This is a genomic window from Kitasatospora sp. NPDC002965, assembly GCF_040611255.1.
Taxonomy (GTDB): domain Bacteria; phylum Actinomycetota; class Actinomycetes; order Streptomycetales; family Streptomycetaceae; genus Kitasatospora.
On record NZ_JBEXNT010000073.1, the window covers coordinates 17,325 to 41,354 of the forward strand.

Genomic DNA, 24,030 nt, shown 5'->3' on the forward strand with positions numbered 1-24,030 from the left:
GGCGCGGAGCGGATCGTGCTGGTCAGCCGGCGCGGCCCCGCCGCGCCCGGCGCGGAAGCACTGCTCGCCGAACTTCCGGGTGCCGAGGCGTACGCGTGCGATCTCTCGGACCGGGCCGCCGTCGAGGCGCTGCTCGCACAGGTCGGCGCGGTCGACGCGGTCGTGCACGCCGCAGGTGTGGCTGAGGACGCCGGGCTGGCCGACGCCGACGCCGGGCACCTGACCCGTGTGCTGTCCGGCAAGGTCGACGGGGCGTTGCACCTGGACGCGCTGGTCGGTACGCGTCTCGACGCGTTCGTGGTCTTCTCCTCGATCGCCGGAATCTGGGGCAGCGCCGACCAGGCCGCCTACGCGGCGGCGAACGCGGCGCTGGACGCCGTGGTCGCCGGACGCCGTGCCCGAGGACTGCCGGGCACCGCCGTCGCCTGGGGCCCGTGGGCCGAGGTCGGCATGGCCGCCGAGGCCGAGGTCGCCGACCGGCTGCGCCGTCGCGGCATCACCCCGGTCGACCCGGCGCTCGCGCTGGCCGCCCTGGCCGGCGCGGTCGGGGCCGGCGAGGACCAGGTGACCGTCGCCGACATCCGGTGGGCCGACTTCCTGCCCGCTTTCACCAGCACGCGCGCCCGGCCGTTCTTCGCGGATCTCCCGGCCGCCCGTGACCTTGCCGTCCCCGAGCCGCTGGGTGGCTCCCAGTCGTCCGCGTTCGTCCAGCGCTTGGCGGGCGTGCCGGTCGCCGACCGGCAGCGGCTCGTCGCGGACGTCGTACGGACGCACGTCGCCGCTGCCCTCGGTCATGCCTCGACCGGGGCGGTCGAACCGTCGCGGGCGTTCAAGGAGCTGGGCTTCGACTCGCTGACGGCCGTCGAGCTGCGGAACCGGTTGCAGGCCGCGACCGGGCTGGTGCTTCCCGCGACGCTGGCGTTCGACTACCCGAGCGCCGAGCGGCTCGCCGGGTTCGTTCTGGAGCAGGTGGCCGGCGGCGCGGACGCCGCGGGTCCCGCCGCTCCGGTGCCCTTGGCCGCCACCGGCGACGACCCGATCGTCATCGTGGGGATGGGTCTGCGGTTGCCGGGTGGTGTGGGGACGCCCGAGGAGTTCTGGGATCTGGTCGCGTCCGGGAGGGACGGGATCGGGGCGTTCCCGACGGATCGTGGGTGGGATCTGGAGGGGTTGTACCACCCGGATCCGGAGCATGCGGGGACGTTCTACGCCCGGGAGGGCGGGTTCCTGTACGGGGCGGGGGACTTCGATGCGGGGCTGTTCGGGATCTCGCCGCGTGAGGCGCTGGCGATGGATCCGCAGCAGCGCCTGTTGCTGGAGACATCGTGGGAGACGCTGGAGGCGGCGGGTGCCGATCCGCTCGGCCTGCGCGGCGAGCCGGTGGGCGTGTTCGTCGGTGCCTCGTTCATGGGATACGGCACCGGGGCGGCGGAGAGCGGGGAGGGCCTGGAAGGCCATCTGCTGACGGGTACGGCTTCGTCGGTGATGTCGGGGCGGATCTCGTACACATTCGGCCTGGAGGGGCCTGCGGTGACGGTGGACACGGCGTGTTCGTCGTCGCTGGTGGCCCTGCATCTGGCGGTGCAGGCGCTGCGGTCGGGTGAGTGCTCGATGGCGCTGGTCGGTGGTGTGACGGTCATGCCGACGCCGGATGTGTTCGTGGAGTTCTCGCGTCAGCGCGGGCTGGCTGCCGACGGCCGGTGCAAGTCGTTCGGTGCGGGTGCGGACGGGACGGGTTGGTCCGAGGGTGTCGGCATGCTGCTCGTGGAGCGGTTGTCGTCGGCGCGGGCTGCGGGTCGTCGGGTGCTGGCGGTGGTGCGGGGTACGGCGGTGAACCAGGACGGTGCGTCGAACGGTCTGACGGCGCCGAACGGTCCGTCGCAGCAGCGGGTGATCCGGGCCGCGTTGGCGCAGGCGGGGTTGAACCCGCAGGACGTTGACGCGGTCGAGGCGCACGGCACCGGCACGACGCTCGGCGACCCGATCGAGGCCCAGGCCCTCCTGGCGACGTACGGTCAGGACCGTGACAGCGGCGAGCCGTTGTGGCTGGGGTCGGTGAAGTCCAACATCGGGCACACGCAGGCGGCGGCCGGTGTCGCGGGCATCATCAAGATGGTCCTGGCGATGCGGCACGAGACGCTCCCCGCCACCCTGCACGCCGACGAGCCGTCGACCGAGGTCAACTGGTCGTCGGGCGCCGTCGAGTTGCTGACGGAGTCGCGTCCCTGGAACCCCGGGGACCGGCCTCGTCGGGCGGGTGTGTCGGCCTTCGGCGTCAGCGGCACCAACGCGCACGTGATCGTGGAGGAGCCCCCGGCCGTCGAGTCCGCCGCCCTCGTGGCAGTGCAACTTCCCTTGGTGCCGGTGCTGTTGTCCGGTGCGGACGAGGCGGCGCTCCGTGCCCAGGCACAGCAGGTGCGACTTGTGGCCGATCGGGATCTCCACGCGCTCGCCGCAGCGGCAGCCCGGCGTGCCGCGCTGGCCCATCGGGCGGTGGTGCTCGCCGGTGACACCGAGGGGTTGACGACCGGGCTGGGCGCGGTAGCTTCCGGGTCGGGTGGTCTGACGGGTGTTGCGGGTTCTGGTCGGGTGGCGTTCCTGTTCACGGGTCAGGGTGCGCAGCGTGCGTCGATGGGCCGGGGTTTGTATGACACGTTCCCGGTGTTCGCGGACGCGTTCGACCAGGTGGCGTTGCACGTGGATGCCCATCTGGACCGGCCGTTGGCGGAGGTGCTGGCGGACGAGGAGCTGATCCACCGGACGGGGTACGCGCAGCCGGCGCTGTTCGCGGTGGAGGTGGCGTTGCATGCGCTGCTCACGCACTGGGGTGTGCGGGCGGACGTCCTGGTCGGTCATTCGATCGGTGAGATCGCCGCCGCGCACGTGGCCGGGGTGCTGTCGCTCTCGGACGCGGCCACGCTGGTCGCCGCACGCGGCCGACTGATGCAGGCCCTTCCGTCGGGTGGGGCGATGCTCGCGGTGGGTGCTTCCGAGGCAGACGTCCTCGCCGCGTTCCCGGCCGTGGACGTCGCCGTGGTGAACGGCCCTGCGGCCGTGGTGGTCGCGGGGCTGGTAGCCGAGATCGAGGCCGTCGCGGAGGCGGCGGGCGAGCGTGGTTGGAAGTCCAGCCGTCTGCGGACGAGCCACGCGTTCCATTCGCGGTTGATGGAGCCGATGTTGGAGGACTTCCGCGCCGTGGTGCGTGGGTTGTCCTTCGCCGAGCCTTCGGTCCCGGCGGTGTCGTCGGTGACGGGTCGCCCGGTCGGTGTCGGGCAGTGGTCGGACCCGGAGTACTGGGTCGACCAGGTCCGCAAGCCCGTCCGGTTCGCGGATGCCCTCGCGGCGCTCGACGGCGTCACCAGGTTCGTCGAGCTCGGCCCGGACGGCGTCCTGTCCGCGCTCGTCCAGCAGCCCGACGCCGTCACCGCGCCGCTGCTGCGCCGCGACCGTGACGAAGTCACCACCGCGCTAACCGCGTTGGCGACCTTGCACGTCAACGGTGTCCCGGTCGACTGGTCGCCGTTGTTCACGGGCGTCCGACCGGTCGAGCTGCCGACCTACGCCTTCCAGCACCAGCGGTACTGGCTGCAAGCAGCAGCGCCCGGCCGTTCGGCGGAACCTGCGGAGGCGGGCTTCTGGAACGTCGTCGAGAGGGGCGATCTCCCGGCTTTCGCAGCGGAGTTGGGCGTCGATACCGATGCCGCCGCCACCGTGCTGCCCGCGCTGTCGACCTGGCGGGCGCGCGGCCAGGAACGGTCGCTCATCGACGGCTGGCGATACCGCGTCACCTGGAAGCCGGTCGCCGATCCCGGCGCGGCCCGGGTCGACGGATCCTGGCTGCTTCTCGGTGAGGACGACGAGGAGACCGCCGCCCTCGCCGATGTCCTGACCGGTCACGGCGCGACCGTGCTCCGGTTGGAGATCGGGGTGCGGGCCGAGCTGGCCGACCGGCTGCGGACGCTCGACGCACCGCCGGTCGGCGTGCTGGTACCGGCGGGTTCGCTCACCGGCGTACTCGCCGCCGTCCAGGCCCTGGGCGACGCCGGAATCGCGGCGCCGCTCTGGCTCCTCACACGGGGGGCGGTCGCGACCGGGTCCGCCGATCCGGCGGTCGACCCGCACCGAGCGGAGGTGTGGGGCTTCGGCCGCGTCGTCGGGTTGGAACACCCCGACCGCTGGGGCGGGCTGATCGACCTGCCGGAGCACCTGGACGCCCGTGCGGGCGGCCGTCTGGTGGCCGTGCTCGCCGGCGGGCTGGGTGACGAGACCGAGGTCTCGGTCCGGGGCGGCGGGCTGCTGGTCCGCCGCCTGACCCCGGCGCCTCGGCGGTCGGGAGGCGGCTGGGAGCCGCGTGGGACGGTTCTGGTCACCGGAGGCACCGGTGGTCTCGGCCGCCAGGTCGCCCGGTGGGCGGTGGAGCACGGCGCCCGACGGGTCGTGCTCGTCGGCCGACGGGGGACCGGGGCGGAGGGTGTCCGCGAGCTGACGGCGGAGTTCGAGAACGTCGAGGCCCGTGCCTGCGACCTCACCGACCGCGACGCGGTCGCGGCGCTGGTGCGGGAGTTCGACGACGAGCCCGACCTGGCGATCGTGCACGCCGCCGGGACCCTGGACGACGGCGTGGTCGCCGGGCTCGACCCGGCCCGCCTGGACGCGGTGCTGGCGAGCAAGGCCGGTGCGGCCTGGCAGCTGCACGAACTGACGGAGCACCGCCCGCTCTCGGCGTTCGTCCTGTTCTCCTCGACCGCCGGCGTGCTCGGCAACGCCGGCCAGGCCAACTACGCCGCCGCCAACGCGGCGCTCGACGCGCTCGCGGAGTACCGCGCGGCCCGCGGGCTGCCGGCCACCTCGATCGCCTGGGGGCCCTGGGCCGACGCCGGCATGATGGCCGGCCACGCGGGCTCCGCGCAGTTCCGCCGATCGGGCCTCTCCCTGTTGCCCCCCGCGGCCGCGCTGGCCGCGCTGGCCGCCGCGGTGGGCGGTGGCGAGCCGGCAGTGGTCGTCGCGGACGTGCGGTGGGACCGGTTCGCCGCCGAGTCCGGCGTGCTGCGGCCGGCGTCGGTGCTGGCCGACCTGCCGGAGGTGCGGGCGTCGGTCCGCGAGGTGACCGTGACCGGCCGGCTGCCGCTCGCGCTGCGGCTGGCGGACCTCTCGCCCGCCGAGGCACGCCGGACCCTGCTGACCGAGGTGCGGGACCAGGCTGCCGCGGTGCTCGGGCACGGGTCGGGCGGTGCGGTGGCGCCCGACCGCTCGTTCCAGGACCTCGGCCTCGACTCGCTCACCGCGATGGAACTGCGGAACCGGCTGGCCGCCGCGACCGGACTCACCCTCCCGGCGGCACTGGTCTTCGACTACCCGGACGCCGACCGGCTGGCCGGGTTCCTGCTGGAAAGGCTCGTCGGCGGACGGGCTGCGGCGGTACCGGCCGCTCCGGCCGCGCCGGTCACCGACGATCCGATCGTCATCGTCGGGCTGGCCTGCCGGTTCCCGGGCGGGGCCGACACCCCGGAGGACCTCTGGGACCTGCTGGCCTCCGGGACCGACGCCATGGGCGGGTTCCCCACGGACCGCGGCTGGGACCTGGAAGCCCTCTACCACCCGGACCCGGAGCACCCCGGCACCACGTACACCCGGGACGGCGGCTTCGTGTCCGCCGCCGGTGAGTTCGACGCGGGGCTGTTCGGGATCTCGCCGCGCGAGGCGCTGGCGATGGACCCGCAGCAGCGGTTGCTGCTGGAGACGTCGTGGGAGGCGTTCGAACGGGCCGGGGTCGACCCGCTGTCGCTCCGCGGCGAGCAGGTCGGCGTGTTCGCCGGAACCAACGGTCAGGACTACGTCGCGCTGCTGGACGACGGGTCCGAGGACGTCGCGGACTCGGCGGGCCACATCGGCATCGGGAACGCGGCGAGCGTGCTGTCCGGCCGCGTCTCGTACTCGTTCGGCCTGGAGGGGCCGGCGGTGACGGTGGACACGGCGTGCTCGTCGTCGCTGGTCGCGCTGCACCTGGCGGCGCAGGCGCTGCGGTCGGGCGAGTGCTCGATGGCGCTGGTCGGCGGTGTCACCGTGATGGCGACCGCGACGGCCTTCCTGGACTTCAGCCGTCAGCGCGGGCTGGCCGCCGACGGCCGGTGCAAGTCGTTCGGCTCCGACGCGGACGGCACCGCCTGGGGCGAGGGCGCCGGCGTCTTCGTGGTCGAGCGGTTGTCGTCGGCGCGGGCTGCGGGTCGTCGGGTGCTGGCGGTGGTGCGGGGTACGGCGGTGAACCAGGACGGTGCGTCGAACGGTCTGACGGCGCCGAACGGTCCGTCGCAGCAGCGGGTGATCCGGGCGGCGTTGGCGCAGGCGGGGTTGAACCCGCAGGACGTCGACGCGGTCGAGGCGCACGGCACCGGCACCACGCTGGGCGACCCCATCGAGGCGGAAGCGCTGCTGGCGACCTACGGCCGGGACCGGGACGGAGACGTTCCGCTCTGGCTCGGGTCGATCAAGTCCAACATCGGTCACACGCAGGCGGCGGCCGGTGTCGCAGGGATCATCAAGATGGTCCTGGCGCTTCGGCACGAGACCCTTCCCGCCACCCTGCACGCGGACCGGCCGTCCCCGCACGTCGACTGGGCGTCGGGTGCGGTGCGGCTGCTGACGGAGTCGCGTCCGTGGACCTCCGGGGACCGGCCGCGTCGGGCCGGCGTGTCCTCGTTCGGGATCAGCGGCACCAACGCGCACGTGATCCTGGAGGAGGCGCCGGCCGACGAGACCGTGACCGGACCGGCGCCGTACCCGACCGTGCCGGTGCTGCTGTCCGGCCGGACCCCGGACGCGCTGCGGGCCCAGGCGGAGCGGCTGAGGACGGTGTCGGGCACCGACCTGTCGGCCGTGGCGGCGGCTGCGGCGCGGCGTCCGGTGCTGGCGCACCGTGCGGTGGTGCTCGCGAGTGGGACCGACGAGCTGACGGCCGGGCTGGACGTGGTGGTGTCCGGCGCTGGTGGTCTGACCGGCACCGCACGGACGGGCCGGGTGGCGTTCCTGTTCACGGGTCAGGGTGCGCAGCGTGCGTCGATGGGCCGGGGGTTGTACGAGGCGTTCCCGGTGTTCGCGGATGCCTTTGACCAGGTGGCGTTGCACGTGGATGCTCACTTGGACCGGCCGTTGGCGGAGGTCCTCGCGGACGAGGAGTTGATCCACCGGACGGGGTATGCACAGCCGGCGCTGTTCGCGGTCGAGGTGGCGTTGCATGCGCTGCTGTCGCACTGGGGTGTGCGGGCGGATGTCCTGGTCGGTCATTCGATCGGTGAGGTTGCTGCCGCTCATGTGGCGGGGGTGCTGTCTCTGCCGGACGCGGCCACGCTGGTCGCCGCACGTGGCAGGTTGATGCAGGCCCTTCCGGCGGGTGGGGCGATGCTCGCGGTGGGTGCTTCCGAGGCGGAGGTGCTGGGGGCGTTCCCGGACGTGGACGTTGCGGTGGTGAACGGTCCTGGGGCCGTGGTGGTCGCGGGTCTGGTAGCCGAGATCGAGGCCGTCGCGGAGGCGGCGGGCGAGCGGGGCTGGAAGTCCAGCCGTCTGCGGACCAGCCACGCGTTCCATTCGCGGTTGATGGAGCCGATGTTGGAGGACTTCCGCGCCGTGGTGCGTGGGTTGTCCTTCGCCGAGCCTTCGGTCCCGGCGGTGTCCTCCGTGACGGGTCGCCCGGTCGGTGTCGGGCAGTGGTCGGACCCGGAGTACTGGGTCGACCAGGTCCGCAAGCCCGTCCGCTTCGCCGACGCCCTCGACGCCCTCGACGGCGTCACCACCTACGTCGAGCTCGGCCCGGACGCGGTCCTGTCCGCGCTCGTCCAGCAGCCCGATGCCGTCACCGCGCCCCTGCTGCGCCGCGACCGCGACGAAGCGACCACCGCGCTGACGGCGCTCGCGACCTTGCACGTCAACGGCGTCCCGGTCGACTGGTCGCCCTTCTTCACCGGCGTCCGACCGGCCGAGCTGCCGACCTACGCCTTCCAGAGGGAGCGGTTCTGGCCCGAGAAGGGGGCCCGGCCCCGCTCAGACCGTGACGACGACGGGTTCTGGACCGTGGTCGAGTCGGGTGACGTGGCTACGCTCGCCGACCGCCTCGGCGTGGAGGCCGAGGCGCTGGCGGGCCTGGTTCCCGCGCTGGCCGCCTGGCGTGCGCGTGGCCGGGAGCGGACGCTGATCGACGCGTGGCGCTACCGCGCCGTCTGGAACCCCACCACCGTCGCGGGCCACGGGCGGATCAGCGGGGCGTGGCTGCTGGTCGGCGACGACGGGTTCGGCCTCGCTGCGGTCCTCTCCGGCCTCGGCGCGGAGGTCATGACCGTGCCGACGGGCTCCCGCTCCGAGCTGGCGGCCCGGCTGGCCGGGCAGGAGGCGGAGGGCGTCGTTTCGGTCCTCGGATCGGTCGGTGAAAACCTGGCGTTGGTCCAGGCTTTGACGGACGTACGGAGCACGACCCCGCTGTGGACGGTCACCCGGAACGCGGTGGTCACCGGCCGGGCGGACGGCGCGGTGGACGTCGGTCAGGCGCAGCTGTGGGGCTTCGGCCGGGCGGTGGGGCTGGAGCACCCGGAATTCTGGGGTGGCCTGCTCGACCTGCCGCCGGTCGTCGACACCCGGGCGGCCGGTCGCCTCGGTGCGGTCCTGGGTGGCGCGTTGGGCGCGGAGGACCAGGTCGCGCTGCGTAGTGGCGGCGTGCTCGTCCGGCGGCTCGCGCATGCGCCGGCCGGTGCTGCCGGTGCTGCCGGTGCGTGGAGTCCGCGCGGCACGGTGCTCGTCACCGGTGGGACGGGTGGCTTGGGCGTCGAGGTGGCGCGGTGGGCGGCGGCGAACGGTGCGGAGCGGCTGGTGTTGCTCTCGCGGCGTGGCGTGCGGGCGCCGGGGGCGGCGGAGCTGCTGGCGGAGCTGCCGATGGCGGAGATCCATGCGTGTGATCTGGCGGACCGGTCCGCGGTGGAGGCGTTGCTGGCCGTGGTCGGTCGGGTCGACGCGGTCGTGCACGCGGCCGGTGTGGGCGAAGATGTGTCGCTGGTCGACGCGGACGAGGCGCATCTGGACCGGGTGATCCGGGGCAAGGTCGACGGGGCGTTGCACCTGGACGCGCTGGTCGGTACGGATCTTGACGCGTTCGTGGTGTTCTCGTCCATCTCGGCGACATGGGGCAGCAGTCGGCAGGCCGCGTACGGGGCGGCGAACACCGCTCTCGACGCCCTGGTCCTGCGCCGGCGGGCCGCCGGGCTTCCCGGTACGTCGGTCGCCTGGGGTCCCTGGGCGAGCGTCGGCATGGCGGCCGACGTCGAGGCCGCCGCTTCGCTCCGCAGGCAGGGCCTGGTGGGGATGGCTCCCGATCGCGCCGTGGCCGCGCTGGCCCGGGCCGTGGGCGCCGGGGACGACCTGGTCACGGTCGCGGACGTGCGGTGGTCGGAGTTCCTGCCGCTGTTCACGGCGGCGCGTGAGCGGCCGTTCCTGGCCGACCTGCCGGAGGCCGCCGAGTCGGCCACCGTGCCGGAGCCGGGTACCGGTCTGGCCGCTCGGTTGGCGGGTCTGTCGTCGGCGGAGCGGCAGCGGACCGTGCTGGAGCTGGTCCGGGCCGAGGTCGCGGCGGCTCTCGGCCATGCGTCGGCCGGGGAGATCGAGGCGTCGCGGGCGTTCAAGGAGCTGGGCTTCGACTCGCTGACCGCCGTCGAACTGCGCAACCGTCTGCGGTCGGCGACCGGGCTGGCATTGCCGGCGACGCTGGCCTTCGACTACCCGAGCGCCGAGCGGCTCGCCGCGTTCGTCCTGGCCGAGGTGGGAGGCGCGGAGGCGGCCGGTCCTGCCGTTCCGGCGCTCGCTGTCGCCACCGACGACGATCCGGTGGTGATCGTCGGGATGGGCCTGCGGCTGCCCGGCGGGGTGGACTCGCCGGAACGGTTCTGGGAGTTGCTCTCCGCAGGCGAGGACGGGATCGGGGCGTTCCCGACGGATCGTGGGTGGGATCTGGACGGCCTGTACCACCCGGATCCGGAGCATGCGGGGACGTTCTACGCCCGGGAGGGCGGGTTCCTCTACGGCGCGGGCGAGTTCGATGCGGGGCTGTTCGGGATCTCGCCGCGTGAGGCGCTGGCGATGGATCCGCAGCAGCGGTTGCTGCTGGAGACCTCGTGGGAGTCGTTCGAACGGGCAGGCGTGGACCCACGGGCCGGACTGGCCGGACACCCGGTCGGCGTGTTCGTCGGTGCCTCGTTCATGGGGTACGGCTCCGGACCGGTCGAGGATGCTGACGGTGTGGAGGGGCATCTGCTGACGGGTACGGCTTCGTCGGTGATGTCGGGGCGGATCTCGTACACGTTCGGCCTGGAGGGGCCGGCGGTGACGGTGGACACGGCGTGTTCGTCGTCGCTGGTGGCGTTGCATCTGGCGGTGCAGGCGCTGCGTTCGGGTGAGTGCTCGATGGCGCTGGTCGGTGGTGTGACGGTGATGCCGACGCCGGATGTGTTCGTGGAGTTCTCGCGTCAGCGGGGTCTGGCGCCGGACGGCCGGTGCAAGTCGTTCGGTGCTGGTGCGGACGGGACGGGTTGGTCCGAGGGTGTCGGCATGCTGCTCGTGGAGCGGTTGTCGTCGGCGCGGGCTGCGGGTCGTCGGGTGCTGGCGGTGGTGCGGGGTACGGCGGTGAACCAGGACGGTGCGTCGAACGGTTTGACGGCGCCGAACGGTCCGTCGCAGCAGCGGGTGATCCGGGCCGCGTTGGCACAGGCGGGGTTGACCCCGCAGGACGTCGACGCGGTCGAGGCGCACGGCACCGGCACGACGCTCGGCGACCCGATCGAGGCCCAGGCCCTCCTGGCCACCTACGGTCAGGACCGTGACGGCGGCGAGCCGTTGTGGCTGGGGTCGGTGAAGTCCAACATCGGGCACACGCAGGCGGCGGCCGGTGTCGCGGGCATCATCAAGATGCTGCTGGCGATGCGGCACGAGACCCTGCCCGCGACGCTGAACGCCGACGAGCGTTCCCCGCACGTGGATTGGGCTTCCGGCGCGGTGTCGCTGTTGACGGAGTCGCGTCCGTGGAGCGCCGGGGAGCGGCCTCGTCGGGCGGGTGTGTCGGCGTTCGGTGTCAGTGGCACCAACGCGCACGTGATCGTGGAGGAGCCGCCGGCCGTCGAGCCCACTGCCCCGATGTCGGTCGAACTGCCGGTGGCTCCGGTGCTGTTGTCCGGTACGGACGAGGCGTCCCTGCGTGCTCAGGCTCAACAGCTGATCGACAGCGCCGGAGTGGACATCGCTCGCCCGGTGGAACTCGGCGCCGCCTCGATCCGCCGTGCGGCACTGCCGCACCGGGCCGTGGTGCTCGCCGGTGACCGGGAGACCCTCGTCGAGGGCATGCGCCGAGTCGCCACAGGTGCTGCGGCACTCCGGGGGACGGCGGGTGTCGGGCGGGTGGCGTTCCTGTTCACGGGTCAGGGCGCGCAGCGTGCGTCGATGGGCCGGGGGTTGTACGAGGCGTTCCCGGTGTTCGCGGACGCGTTCGACCAGGTGGCGTTGCACGTGGATGCCCATCTGGACCGGCCGTTGGCGGAGGTGCTGGCTGACGAGGAGTTGATCCACCGCACCGGGTACGCGCAGCCGGCGCTATTCGCGGTGGAGGTGGCGTTGCATGCACTCCTCACCCACTGGGGTGTGCGGGCGGATGTCCTGGTCGGTCATTCGATCGGTGAGGTTGCTGCCGCGCACGTGGCCGGGGTGCTGTCCCTGTCGGACGCGGCCACGCTGGTCGCCGCGCGCGGCAGGTTGATGCAGGCCCTTCCGGCCGGTGGGGCGATGCTCGCCGTCGGAGCCTCCGAGGCAGACGTCCTTGCCGCGTTCCCGGACGTGGATGTCGCCGTGGTGAACGGTCCTGGGGCTGTGGTGGTCGCGGGGCTGGAAGCCGAGATCGAGGCCGTCGCGGAGGCTGCGGGCGAGCGTGGTTGGAAGTCCAGCCGTCTGCGGACGAGCCACGCCTTCCACTCCCGGTTGATGGAGCCGATGTTGGAGGACTTCCGCGCCGTGGCGCGGTCCCTGGCCTTCACCGAGCCTTCGGTCCCGGCGGTGTCCTCCGTGACAGGCCGCCCGGTCGGTGTCGGGCAGTGGTCGGACCCGGAGTACTGGGTCGACCAGGTCCGCCAGCCGGTCCGCTTCGCCGACGCACTCGACGCCCTCGACGGTGTCACCAGGTTCGTCGAGCTCGGCCCGGACGCGGTCCTGTCCGCGCTCGTCCAGCAGCCCGACGCCGTCACCGCGCCGCTGCTGCGCCGCGACCGCGACGAAGTCACCACCGCGCTGACGGCGCTCGCGACCTTGCACGTCAACGGTGTCCCGGTCGACTGGTCGCCGCTGTTCACGGGCGTCCGACCGGCTGAGCTGCCGACCTACGCCTTCCAGCACCAGCGGTACTGGCTGGAGAGCCGGCCCGCGAAGGCGGTGGCCGCCGATCCCGCCGAGGCCGGGTTCTGGGCCACGATCGACCGTGGCGACCTCACCACGCTCGCCACGGAACTCGGCGTCGACCCCTTGTCCCCGCTGGAGAGCGTGCTGCCCGCGCTGACGTCCTGGCGGGCACGCGGCCGCGAGCGCTCCCGGTCGGACGGCTGGCGCTACCGGGTCGGCTGGCAGCCGGTGCCCGAGCCGGGCACGTCGGTGCTGGAGGGCACCTGGGTGCTGGTCGGCGCGGACACCGTCGGACTCGCGGCGGCCCTGACCGGCCACGGTGCGCGGGTTCTGACGGTCGGAGCGGACGAGCGCGGCGCGCTCGCCCGGCGGCTGCGGGCGCTGGACGAGCCGATCGCGGGCGTGGTGAGCCTCGCCGCTCTTGAGGACGCGCCCCTGCTGGACACGTTCGCCGTGGTCCAGGCCTGCCTGGACGTCGAGTCGACGGCACCTCTCTGGCTGATCACCCGGGGCGCGGTGTCCGTCGGGAGGGCGGATGCTCCGGCCGGTCCGGTCCAGGCCCAGACCTGGGGCCTCGGTCGCACGCTGGCGCTGGAACACCCCGAGCGCTGGGGCGGTCTGCTGGACCTTCCTGCCGTCGTGGACAGTCGGGCGGCGGGTCGTGTCGCTGCCGTCCTGGGTGGTGCGCTGGGTGCGGAGGACCAGGTCGCCGTTCGCGGCGGCGGTGTGCTGGTGCGGCGCTTGGAGCATGCGCCGGTGGCTTCCGGGTCGGTCTGGAGTCCACGCGGCACGGTGTTGATCGCCGGTGGGACGGGTGGCCTGGGGGCCGAGGTGGCGCGGTGGGCGGCGGCGAACGGTGCGGAGCGGCTGGTGTTGCTCTCCCGGCGTGGATCTCAGGCGCCGGGGGCGGCGGAGCTGCTGGCCGAGCTGCCGATGGCGGAGATCCACGCCTGTGATCTGGCGGACCGGTCCGCGGTCGAGGCGCTGCTGGCAACGGTCGGCAAGGTCGACACGGTCGTGCACGCGGCCGGCGTCAGCGAGCACATGGCTCTGGTGGACGCGGACGAGGAGCACGTCCGCCGGGTCGTCGACGGCAAGGTCGACGGGGCGTTGCACCTGGACGCGTTGGTCGGTACGGATCTTGACGCGTTCGTGGTGTTCTCGTCGATCTCGGGTGTCTGGGGCAGCGGGGAGCAGGCGGCGTACGGGGCGGCGAACGCGGCGCTGGACGCGCTGGTGGCGCGGCGTCGCGCGCAGGGCTTGCCGGGTACCGCCGTCGCCTGGGGCCCCTGGGCCCGGGTCGGTATGGCGGCCGACGACGAGTCGGCCACGCAGTTGCGCCGGCGGGGTCTGAATCCGATGGATCCCGCTTGGGCGCTGGCCGCGCTGGCGTCGGCCGTCGGCTCGGGGGACGAGGCCGTCACCGTCGCGGACGTGCGGTGGTCGGAGTTCCTGCCGCTGTTCACGGCGGCACGTGAGCGGCCGTTCCTGGCCGACCTGCCGGAGGCTGTCGAGCTTGCTGTCGCTCCGGAGTCGGGCTCCGGGCCGGCTGCGCGGTTGGCGGGTCTGTCGTCGGCGGAGCGGCAGCGGACCGTGCTGGAGCTGGTCCGGGCCGAGGTCGCGGCGGTGCTGGGGCATGCGTCGGCCGGGGCGGTCGAGGCGTCGCGGGCGTTCAAGGAGCTGGGCTTCGACTCGCTGACCGCCGTCGAACTGCGCAACCGTCTGCGGTCGGCGACCGGGCTGGCGCTGCCGGCGACGCTGGCGTTCGACTACCCGAGCGCCGAGCGCCTCGCCGCGTTCGTCCTGGAACAGATGGTCGGTGCGACCGCCCCGGTGGCGGGCCCCGAGGTCACGACCGTGGCCACCGACGACCCGATCGTCATCGTCGGGACGGGCCTGCGGTTGCCGGGCGGGGTGGAGACACCTGAGGCGTTCTGGGATCTGGTGGCCGAGGGCCGGGACGGCATCGGCGCGTTCCCGACGAACCGTGGCTGGGACCTGGAAGGGCTGTACCACCCGGATCCGGAGCACGCGGGCACCTACTACGCCCGCGAGGGTGGATTCCTCCACGACGCGGGCAAGTTCGACGCCGCGCTGTTCGGGATCTCGCCGCGCGAGGCGTTGACGATGGATCCGCAGCAGCGGTTGCTGCTGGAGACGTCGTGGGAGGCGTTGGAGCGGGGTGGGGTCGATCCGCTGGGCCTGCGCGGCGAGCCGGTCGGTGTGTTCGTCGGTGCCTCGTTCATGGGGTACGGCACCGGATCGGTGGAGGGCGGGGAGGGCCTGGAGGGGCACCTGCTGACGGGCACGGCCTCGTCGGTGATGTCCGGCCGGATCTCCTACACGTTCGGGCTCGAAGGCCCTGCGGTGACCATCGACACGGCGTGCTCGTCGTCGCTGGTCGCGCTGCACCTGGCCGCGCAGGCGCTGCGTTCGGGTGAGTGCTCGATGGCGCTGGTCGGCGGCGTCACCGTGATGCCGACGCCAGACATCTTCGTGGAGTTCTCGCGTCAGCGGGGTCTGGCGCCCGACGGCCGGTGCAAGTCGTTCGGTGCGGGCGCGGACGGGACGGGCTGGTCCGAGGGGGCCGGTGTCCTGCTGGTCGAGCGGTTGTCGTCCGCGCGGGCGGCCGGTCGCCAGGTCCTGGCGGTGGTGCGGGGTACGGCGGTGAACCAGGACGGTGCGTCGAACGGTCTGACGGCGCCGAACGGTCCGTCGCAGCAGCGGGTGATCCGGGCCGCGTTGGCGCAGGCGGGCCTGTCGGCATCCGACGTGGATGTCGTTGAGGCGCACGGCACCGGCACGACGCTCGGCGACCCGATCGAGGCCCAGGCACTGCTGGCGACGTACGGTCAGGACCGTGACGGCGGCGAGCCGTTGTGGCTGGGGTCGGTGAAGTCGAACATCGGTCACACGCAGGCGGCGGCCGGTGTCGCGGGCATCATCAAGATGCTGCTGGCGATGCGGCACGAGACGCTCCCCGCCACCCTGCACGCGGACGAGCCGTCGGCGGAGGTCGACTGGTCCGTAGGCGCAGTCGGGTTGCTGACGGAGTCGCGGCCGTGGACGTCCGGGGACCGGCCGCGACGAGCGGGTGTGTCGGCCTTCGGCGTCAGCGGGACGAACGCGCACGTGATCCTGGAAGAGCCCCCGGTGGCGGAGCCGGCCTCGGTACCGGTCGCGCACCTGCCGATGGTGCCGGTGCTGCTGTCCGGCCGGACCCCGGACGCGCTGCGGGCCCAGGCGGAGCGGCTGAGGACGGTGTCGGGCACTGACCTGTCGGCCGTGGCGGCGGCTGCGGCGCGGCGTCCGGTGCTGGCGCATCGTGCGGTGGTGCTCGCGGGTGGGACCGACGCGCTGACGGCCGGGCTGGATGCGGTGGTGTCCGGTGCGGGTGGTCTGACCGGCACCGCACGGGCGGGCCGGGTGGCGTTCCTGTTCACGGGCCAGGGCGCGCAGCGTGCGTCGATGGGCCGGGGGTTGTATGACACGTTCCCAGTGTTCGCGGACGCGTTCGACCAGGTGGCGTTGCACGTGGATGCCCATCTGGACCGGCCGTTGGCGGAGGTCCTCGCGGACGAGGAGTTGATCCACCGGACGGGGTATGCGCAGCCGGCCCTGTTCGCGGTTGAGGTGGCGTTGCACGCGCTCCTCACGCACTGGGGTGTGCGGGCGGATGTCCTGGTGGGGCACTCGATCGGTGAGATCGCTGCCGCTCATGTGGCCGGGGTGCTGTCCCTGTCGGACGCGGCCACGCTGGTCGCCGCGCGCGGCAGGTTGATGCAGGCCCTTCCGGCCGGTGGGGCGATGCTCGCCGTCGGAGCCTCCGAGGCGGACGTCCTCGCCGCGTTCCCGGACGTGGACGTCGCCGTGGTGAACGGCCTGTCCTCGGTCGTCGTGGCCGGGCCGGAGGCCGAGATCGACGCCGTCGCGGAGGCTGCGGGCGAGCGCGGCTGGAAGACCAGCCGCCTGCGCACCAGCCACGCCTTCCACTCCCGGCTGATGGAGCCGATGTTGGAGGACTTCCGCGCCGTGGTGCGTGGGTTGTCCTTCGCTGAGCCTTCGGTCCCGGCGGTGTCCTCCGTGACAGGCCGCCCGGTCGGTGTCGGGCAGTGGTCGGACCCGGAGTACTGGGTGGACCAGGTCCGCAAGCCCGTCCGGTTCGCCGACGCCCTCGACGCCCTCGACGGCGTCACCACCTACGTCGAGCTCGGCCCGGACGCGGTCCTGTCCGCGCTCGTCCAGCAGCCCGACGCCGTCACCGCGCCCCTGCTGCGCCGCGACCGCGACGAAGCGACCACCGCACTGACGGCACTCGCGACCTTGCACGTCAACGGCGTCCCGGTCGACTGGTCGCCGCTATTCACGGGCGTCCGACCGGCCGAGCTGCCGACCTACGCCTTCCAACGCCAGGAGTACTGGCTCGAATTCAGGTCTCCGGTGGTCGACGCTGTCGAGGCGGGTTTCTGGGACCGGATCGAGCAGGGCGACCTGCCCGGCCTCGCCGCGCAGCTCGGCGTCGCGGAGGCCGACCTGGAAGGTGTCCTGCCCGCGCTGACCTCCTGGCGCGCGCAGGGTCGGGAGCGTTCGCTCCTGGACGGCTGGCGCTACCACGTCACCTGGGAGCCGCTGCCGGAACCCGGGGCTGTGTCCCTCGCGGGAGGTACCTGGATCCTGGTCGGCGATGTCCCGTTGGCCGACGCGCTGGAACAGCACGGAGCCAAGGTCCTTTCGGTGCCGGCGGGTTCGACGGCGGAGCTGGACACCCGCCTGTGTGGCCTGGACGTCGTCGGCGTCCTGGCGGCGCCGGGGTCCGTGGACGAGGCGCTGGCACTGGTCCGGACGATGGCGACTGCCGGGTCCGGGGCCGCGTTGTGGCTGGTGACGCGGGGTGCCGTGGTCACCGGCCGGGCGGACGGCGCGGTGGACGTCGACCAGGCGCAGCTGTGGGGCTTCGGCCGGGCGGTGGGGCTGGAGCACCCCGGGATGTGGGGCGGTCTGCTCGACCTTCCTGCCGTCGTGGACAGTCGGGCGGCGGGTCGTGTCGCTGCTGTCCTGGGTGGTGCGTTGGGTGCGGAGGATCAGGTCGCGGTGCGCGGCGGCGGTGTGCTGGTGCGGCGCTTGGAGCATGCGCCGGTGGGTTCCGGGTCGGTCTGGAAGCCTCGGGGCACGGTGCTGATCGCCGGTGGGACGGGTGGTCTGGGCGTCGAGGTGGCGCGGTGGGCGGCGGCGAACGGTGCGGAGCGGTTGGTGTTGCTCTCGCGGCGTGGATCTCAAGCGCCCGGGGCGGCGGAGTTGTTGGCGGAGCTGCCGATGGCGGAGATCCATGCGTGTGATCTGGCGGATCGGTCCGCGGTGGAGGCGTTGCTGGCCGTGGTCGGTCGGGTCGACGCGGTCGTGCATGCGGCCGGTGTGGCCGAGGACGTGTCACTCGTGGACGCGGACGAGGCGCATCTGGACCGGGTGATCCGGGGCAAGGTCGACGGGGCGTTGCACCTGGACGCGTTGGTGGGTACGGATCTTGACGCGTTCGTGGTGTTCTCGTCGATCTCGGGTGTCTGGGGCAGCGGGGAGCAGGCGGCGTACGGGGCGGCGAACGCGGCGTTGGACGCGCTGGTGGCGCGGCGTCGCGCGCAGGGTCTGCCGGGTACCGCCGTCGCCTGGGGCCCTTGGGCCCGGGTTGGTATGGCGGCGGACGACGAGACGGCCGCGCAGCTGCGACGGCGGGGTCTGAGCCCGATGGATCCCGCTCGGGCGCTGGCAGCGCTGGCGTCGGCTGTCGGCTCGGGCGAGGCGGCCGTCACCGTCGCGGACGTCCGCTGGGCGGACTTCCTGCCGCTGTTCACCGCGAGCCGCGCCCGACCGTTCTTCGACCGGCTGCCGGAGGCCGCCGAGTCGGCCACCGTGCCGGAGTCGGACTCCGGGCTGGCCGCGCGGTTGGCGGGTCTGTCGTCGGCGGAGCGGCAGCGGACCGTGCTGGAGCTGGTCCGGGCCGAGGTCGCGGCGGCTCTCGGCCATGCGTCGGCCGGGGAGATCGAGGCGTCGCGGGCGTTCAAGGAGCTGGGCTTCGACTCGCTGACCGCCGTCGAACTGCGCAACCGTCTGCGGTCGGCGACCGGGCTGGCGCTGCCGGCGACGCTGGCGTTCGACTACCCGAGCGCCGAGCGGCTCGCCGCGTTCGTGCTGGCACAGGTGGTGGGCAGCGCGGAGGCAGCCGCACCGACCGGGGCGGCGGTTCCGGTCGCGGTCCAGGACGACCCGGTGGTCATCGTGGGGATGGGGCTGCGGTTGCCGGGCGGGGTGGAGACACCCGAGGCGTTCTGGGATCTGATGGCCGAGGGCCGGGACGGCATCGGGGCCTTCCCGGCCGACCGTGGCTGGGACCTGGAAGCCCTGTACCACCCCGACCCGGACCACGCGGGCACCTCGTACACCCGGCACGGAGGCTTCGTCTACGAGGCCGGCGACTTCGACGCCAGGCTGTTCGGGATCTCGCCGCGCGAGGCGCTGGCGATGGATCCGCAGCAGCGGTTGCTGCTGGAGACGTCGTGGGAGGCATTGGAGCGGGGTGGGGTCGATCCGCTGGGCCTGCGCGGCGAGCCGGTGGGCGTGTTCGTCGGTGCCTCGTTCATGGGATACGGCATCGGGTCGGTGGAGAGCGGGGAGGGCCTGGAGGGGCATCTGCTGACGGGCACGGCCTCGTCGGTGATGTCCGGCCGGATCTCCTACTCCTTCGGACTCGAAGGCCCTGCGGTGACGGTGGACACGGCGTGCTCGTCGTCGCTGGTCGCGTTGCACCTGGCGGCGCAGGCGCTGCGGTCGGGTGAGTGCTCGATGGCGCTGGTCGGCGGTGCGACCGTGATGCCGAACGCCGATGTCTTCGTGGAGTTCTCGCGTCAGCGCGGACTTGCTGCCGACGGCCGGTGCAAGTCGTTCGGTGCGGGCGCGGACGGGACGGGCTGGTCCGAGGGTGTCGGCATGCTGCTCGTCGAGCGGTTGTCGTCGGCGCGGGCTGCCGGTCGCCAGGTCCTGGCGGTGGTCCGGGGCACGGCGGTGAACCAGGACGGTGCGTCGAACGGTCTGACGGCGCCGAACGGTCCGTCGCAGCAGCGGGTGATCCGGGCGGCGCTGGCGCAGGCGGGGTTGACCCCGCAGGACGTCGACGCGGTCGAGGCGCACGGCACCGGCACGACGCTCGGTGACCCGATCGAGGCCCAGGCACTCCTGGCCACCTACGGTCAGGACCGTGACGGCGGCGAGCCGCTCTGGCTCGGGTCGGTGAAGTCGAACATCGGCCACACGCAGGCGGCGGCCGGTGTCGCGGGCATCATCAAGATGCTGCTGGCGATGCGGCACGAGACGCTCCCCGCCACCCTGCACGCGGACGAGCCGTCGCCGCACGTGGAATGGTCGGCCGGTGAGGTCGAGCTGCTGACCGAGTCGCGTCCCTGGAACCCCGGGGACCGGCCTCGTCGGGCCGGCGTCTCGGCGTTCGGCGTCAGCGGCACCAACGCGCACGTCATCCTCGAAGAGGCCCCCGCAGGGGAGGTCCCGGCCGACGGCCCGGAGCCGACGGTCGTCCCGGTGCTGCTCGCCGGGCACACCGAGTCGGCGCTGCGGGCCCAGGCGGAGCGTCTGCGGCACGTCGCCGACCAGGATCTCCACGCGCTCGCCGCGGCTGCGGCGCGGCGCCCGGCGCTGGCGCATCGCGCGGTGGTGCTCGCGGGTGGGACCGACGCGCTGACGGCCGGGCTGGACGCGGTGGCGTCCGGTGCGGGTGGTCTGACCGGCACCGCACGGGCGGGTCGGGTGGCGTTCCTGTTCACGGGTCAGGGTGCGCAGCGTGCGTCGATGGGCCGGGGGTTGTACGAGGCGTTCCCGGTGTTCGCGGACGCGTTCGACCAGGTGGCGTTGCACCTGGATGCCGATCTGGACCGGCCGTTGGCGGAGGTCCTCGCGGACGAGGAGCTGATCCACCGCACCGGGTACGCCCAGCCGGCCCTGTTCGCAGTGGAGGTCGCCCTGCACGCGCTCCTCACGCACTGGGGTGTGCGGCCGGATGTTCTGGTGGGGCACTCGATCGGTGAGATCGCTGCCGCGCACGTGGCCGGGGTGCTGTCCCTCGGGGACGCCGCCACGCTGGTCGCGGCACGCGGCCGACTGATGCAGGCCCTTCCGGCCGGTGGGGCGATGCTCGCCGTCGGAGCCTCCGAGGCGGACGTCCTCGCCGCGTTCCCGGACGTGGACGTCGCTGTGGTGAACGGCCCTGGGGCCGTGGTGGTCGCGGGCCTGGAAGCCGAGATCGACGCCGTCGCGGAGGCTGCGGGCGAGCGGGGCTGGAAGACCAGCCGTCTGCGGACCAGCCACGCCTTCCACTCCCGGCTGATGGAGCCGATGCTGGAGGACTTCCGCGTGATCGTGAAGTCCCTGGCCTTTGCCGAACCGTCGCTCCCGGCGGTCTCCACGGTGACCGGCCGCCCGGTCCGGCCGGGCGAGTGGTCGGACCCGGAGTACTGGGTCGACCAGGTCCGCAAGCCGGTCCGCTTCGCGGACGCCCTCGCGGCGCTCGACGGCGTCACCAGGTTCGTCGAACTGGGCCCGGACGGCGTCCTGTCGGCGCTCGTCCAGCAGCCCGACGCCGTCGCCACGCCGCTGCTGCGCCGCGACCGCGACGAGGCGACCACCGCACTGACGGCGCTCGCGACCCTGCACGTCAACGGTGTCCCGGTCGACTGGTCGCCCTTCTTCACCGGCGTCCGGCCGCTCGAACTCCCCGCCTACGCCTTCCAGCGGCAGCGGTACTGGCTTGCCGCGACCCGCGGCGCCGGCGATCTCGGTGCGGCCGGGCTCGGCGCCGCCGAGCACCCCTTGCTCGGCGCGGTCGTGCCGCTGGTCGACGGGGACGGGACGGTGCTCACCGGCCGGCTCTCGCTCGGTGACCAGCCCTGGCTGGCCGATCACGTGGTCGCCGGTGCGGCGCTGCTGCCCGGGACGGCGCTGCTGGAGCTCGCGCTCCAGGCCGCCCGCCAGGTCGGCTGCGACACCGTCGAGGAGCTGACGCTGCACGTGCCGCTCGTCGTTCCCGACCGGGCCGCGGTTCGGATCCAGGTGACGGTGGACGGCCCGGACGAGCGGGGCCGCCGGGACGTGCGCATCCACTCCCGTGACGAGCACGGCGACGGCTGGCAGCACCACGCCACCGGCGCCCTCGCGCCGGCCGGCGCTGCGGCGGGGCGGGCCGTCGACACCTCCGCCGTCTGGCCGCCCGCCGGCGCGGTGGAGGTGCCGCTCGACGGCCTCTACGCCGGTCTCCGGGACATGGGCCTGGACTACGGGCCGGCGTTCCAGGCGCTTCGGGAGGTCTGGCGTCGTGGCGACGACCTGTTCACCGAGGTGGTCCTCGGCGAGGAGTTCCGGCGTGAGGCGTCGCGGTTCGGTGCGCATCCCGCCCTGATCGACGCGGCCCTGCACGCGCTGAGCCTGCCGGGCGGCGACGCCGAGGGCGGTGACGCCGACGCGGTGGCACGGCTGCCGTTCAGCTGGTCGGACGTGGCGGTGTACGCCGCCGGCGCGGACCGGTTGCGGGTCCGGATCAGTCCGGCCGGCGGTGACGCGGTCCGGTTGGAGGCGTTCACCACGGCGGGGCAGGCCGTGCTCGCGGTCGGGTCGCTGGTGATGAGGCCGGTGCCGTCCACCCGTCCCGTGGCGGCGGACCTGTTCGCGGTCGAGTGGGACCGGGTGCCGGTGCCTTCCCCTTCGGCGGCCTCGCCGAGGGCGGCCGGCTGGGCGGTGCTCGGGGAGCCGCTGCCGGAGCTGCCGGGTGTGCCGGCGCGGGACGGCTTCGGTGCCCCGGTGGTGCTCGTGGCCGCGGGTGGCGCGGGCAGCGGCGGTCAGGGGGCCGGCGGGGTCGCCGAGGTGACGCGTGCGGAGGTCCGCCGGGTGCTGGCGGTCGTGCAGAGCTCGCTGGTCACCGACTCCCGGGTGGTGGTGCTGACCAGGAACGCGGTCCTGCCCGGTGGCGAAGGGGGCGAAGGCGGTGACGGCGTCGACCTCGCCGGGGCTGCGGTCTGGGGCCTGCTCCGGTCGGCCCAGCAGGAGAATCCGGACCGGTTCGTCCTGGTCGACGTCGACGAGGACGCCGCGTCCTGGCTGGCGCTGCCGGCGGCGGTGGCCTCCGGTGAGCCTCAGGTGGCGGTCCGTGGTGGCGCGCTGTTCGCGCCGCGGCTGGCGCGCACGACCGCCGGTGACCGGGCGATCGACCCGACCACCGGCCGGGTCACCGATCCGACCACCGCATCGGTCACGGACCCGGCCACGGACCCGGCGGTCGGATCGTTCGGCGCCGGAACCGTGCTGATCACCGGCGGGTCCGGCACGCTCGCGGGCCGGGTGGCGCGTCATCTGGTCGCCTCCCACGGGATCCGCCGGCTGGTCCTGGTCAGCCGCAGCGGCGGCGGGGAGGCGGTGGCCGGGGAGCTCGGCGCCGAAGGCGTGGAGGTGACGCTCGCCGCGGCGGACGTGACCGACCGTGCCGCGCTGGCCGCGGTGATCGCCGGGATCCCGGCGGAGCACCCGCTGACCGGGGTGGTGCACACCGCCGGTGTCCTGGACGACGGGATCGTCGAGCAGATGACGCCCGACCGGCTCGACCGCGTCCTGCGGCCGAAGGTGGACGGCACGCTGCACCTGCACGAACTCACCCGGGGCCTGGAACTCTCGGCGTTCGTCCTGTTCTCGTCCGCGTCGGCGGTCTTCGGGACGCCGGGGCAGGCGAACTACGCCGCGGCCAACGGGTTCCTCGACGCGTTCGCCCAGCACCGCCGGGCGCTCGGGCTGCCGGGGCAGGCGCTGGCCTGGGGACCGTGGGCCGAGGGCGGCATGGCCGGTGACCTGGACGAGGCCGACCGGCAGCGGATGGCCCGGGCCGGCGTGCTGCCCTTCGACGTCGCGTCGGGGCTGGCGGCGTTCGACGCTGCCGTGACCGCCGCGGCGGCGCCGGTGGTGCCGATCCGGCTCGACCTGGCGGCCGTGCGGGCGGCGGGGGAGGTGCCGGCGCTGCTGAGCGGCCTGGTCCGGAGGCCGGCGGTCAGGGCCGTGGCGCCCACGGTGGTGCCGGTCGCCCAGCGGTTGGCGGGGCTGTCGGACGAGGCGAGGCGCGAACTGCTGCTGGACCTGGTGCACGGCCACATGGCGACGGTGCTGGGCTACCCGGCCGACCATCCGATGGAGCCCGCCCGGGGCTTCCTCGACCAGGGGTTCGACTCGCTCACCGCGGTCGAACTGCGCAACGGTCTGACCGCGGTGACCGGCCTGCGCCTGCCGGCGACGGTGATCTTCGACTACCCGACCCCCGGCGACCTGGCCGAGCACCTGTTCGAGCAGTTGGCCCCGGTGGAGCCGGTGGCCCCGCCGCTGCCCGCGCTGGCCGAGCTCGACCGGTTCGAGGCCTCGTTGGCCGCCGACGGGCTCGACCCCGCGGTGCGCGACCAGATCGCGGACCGGCTCCGGAGGCTGCTCGCGGGCTGGCAGCCGACGGAGGCGGACGAGGTCGTCGACCTGCTGGAGGAGGCCAGCGACGAGGAGATGTTCGCGTTCATCGACAACGACCTCGGCCTGTAG

At 73.8% G+C, this 24,030-nt stretch carries 1 protein-coding gene (cut by a window edge); it reads left to right on the forward strand.

Annotation, left to right across the window (positions count from 1 at the left end):
• Window positions 1–24,030 carry the 3' portion of a type I polyketide synthase gene (locus tag ABZY91_RS25440; RefSeq protein WP_355405384.1) on the forward strand. 17,148 nt of this gene lie to the left of the window's left edge, so the window shows 24,030 of its 41,178 coding nt (coding positions 17,149–41,178); the start codon falls outside the window, past its left edge; the stop codon is at window positions 24,028–24,030.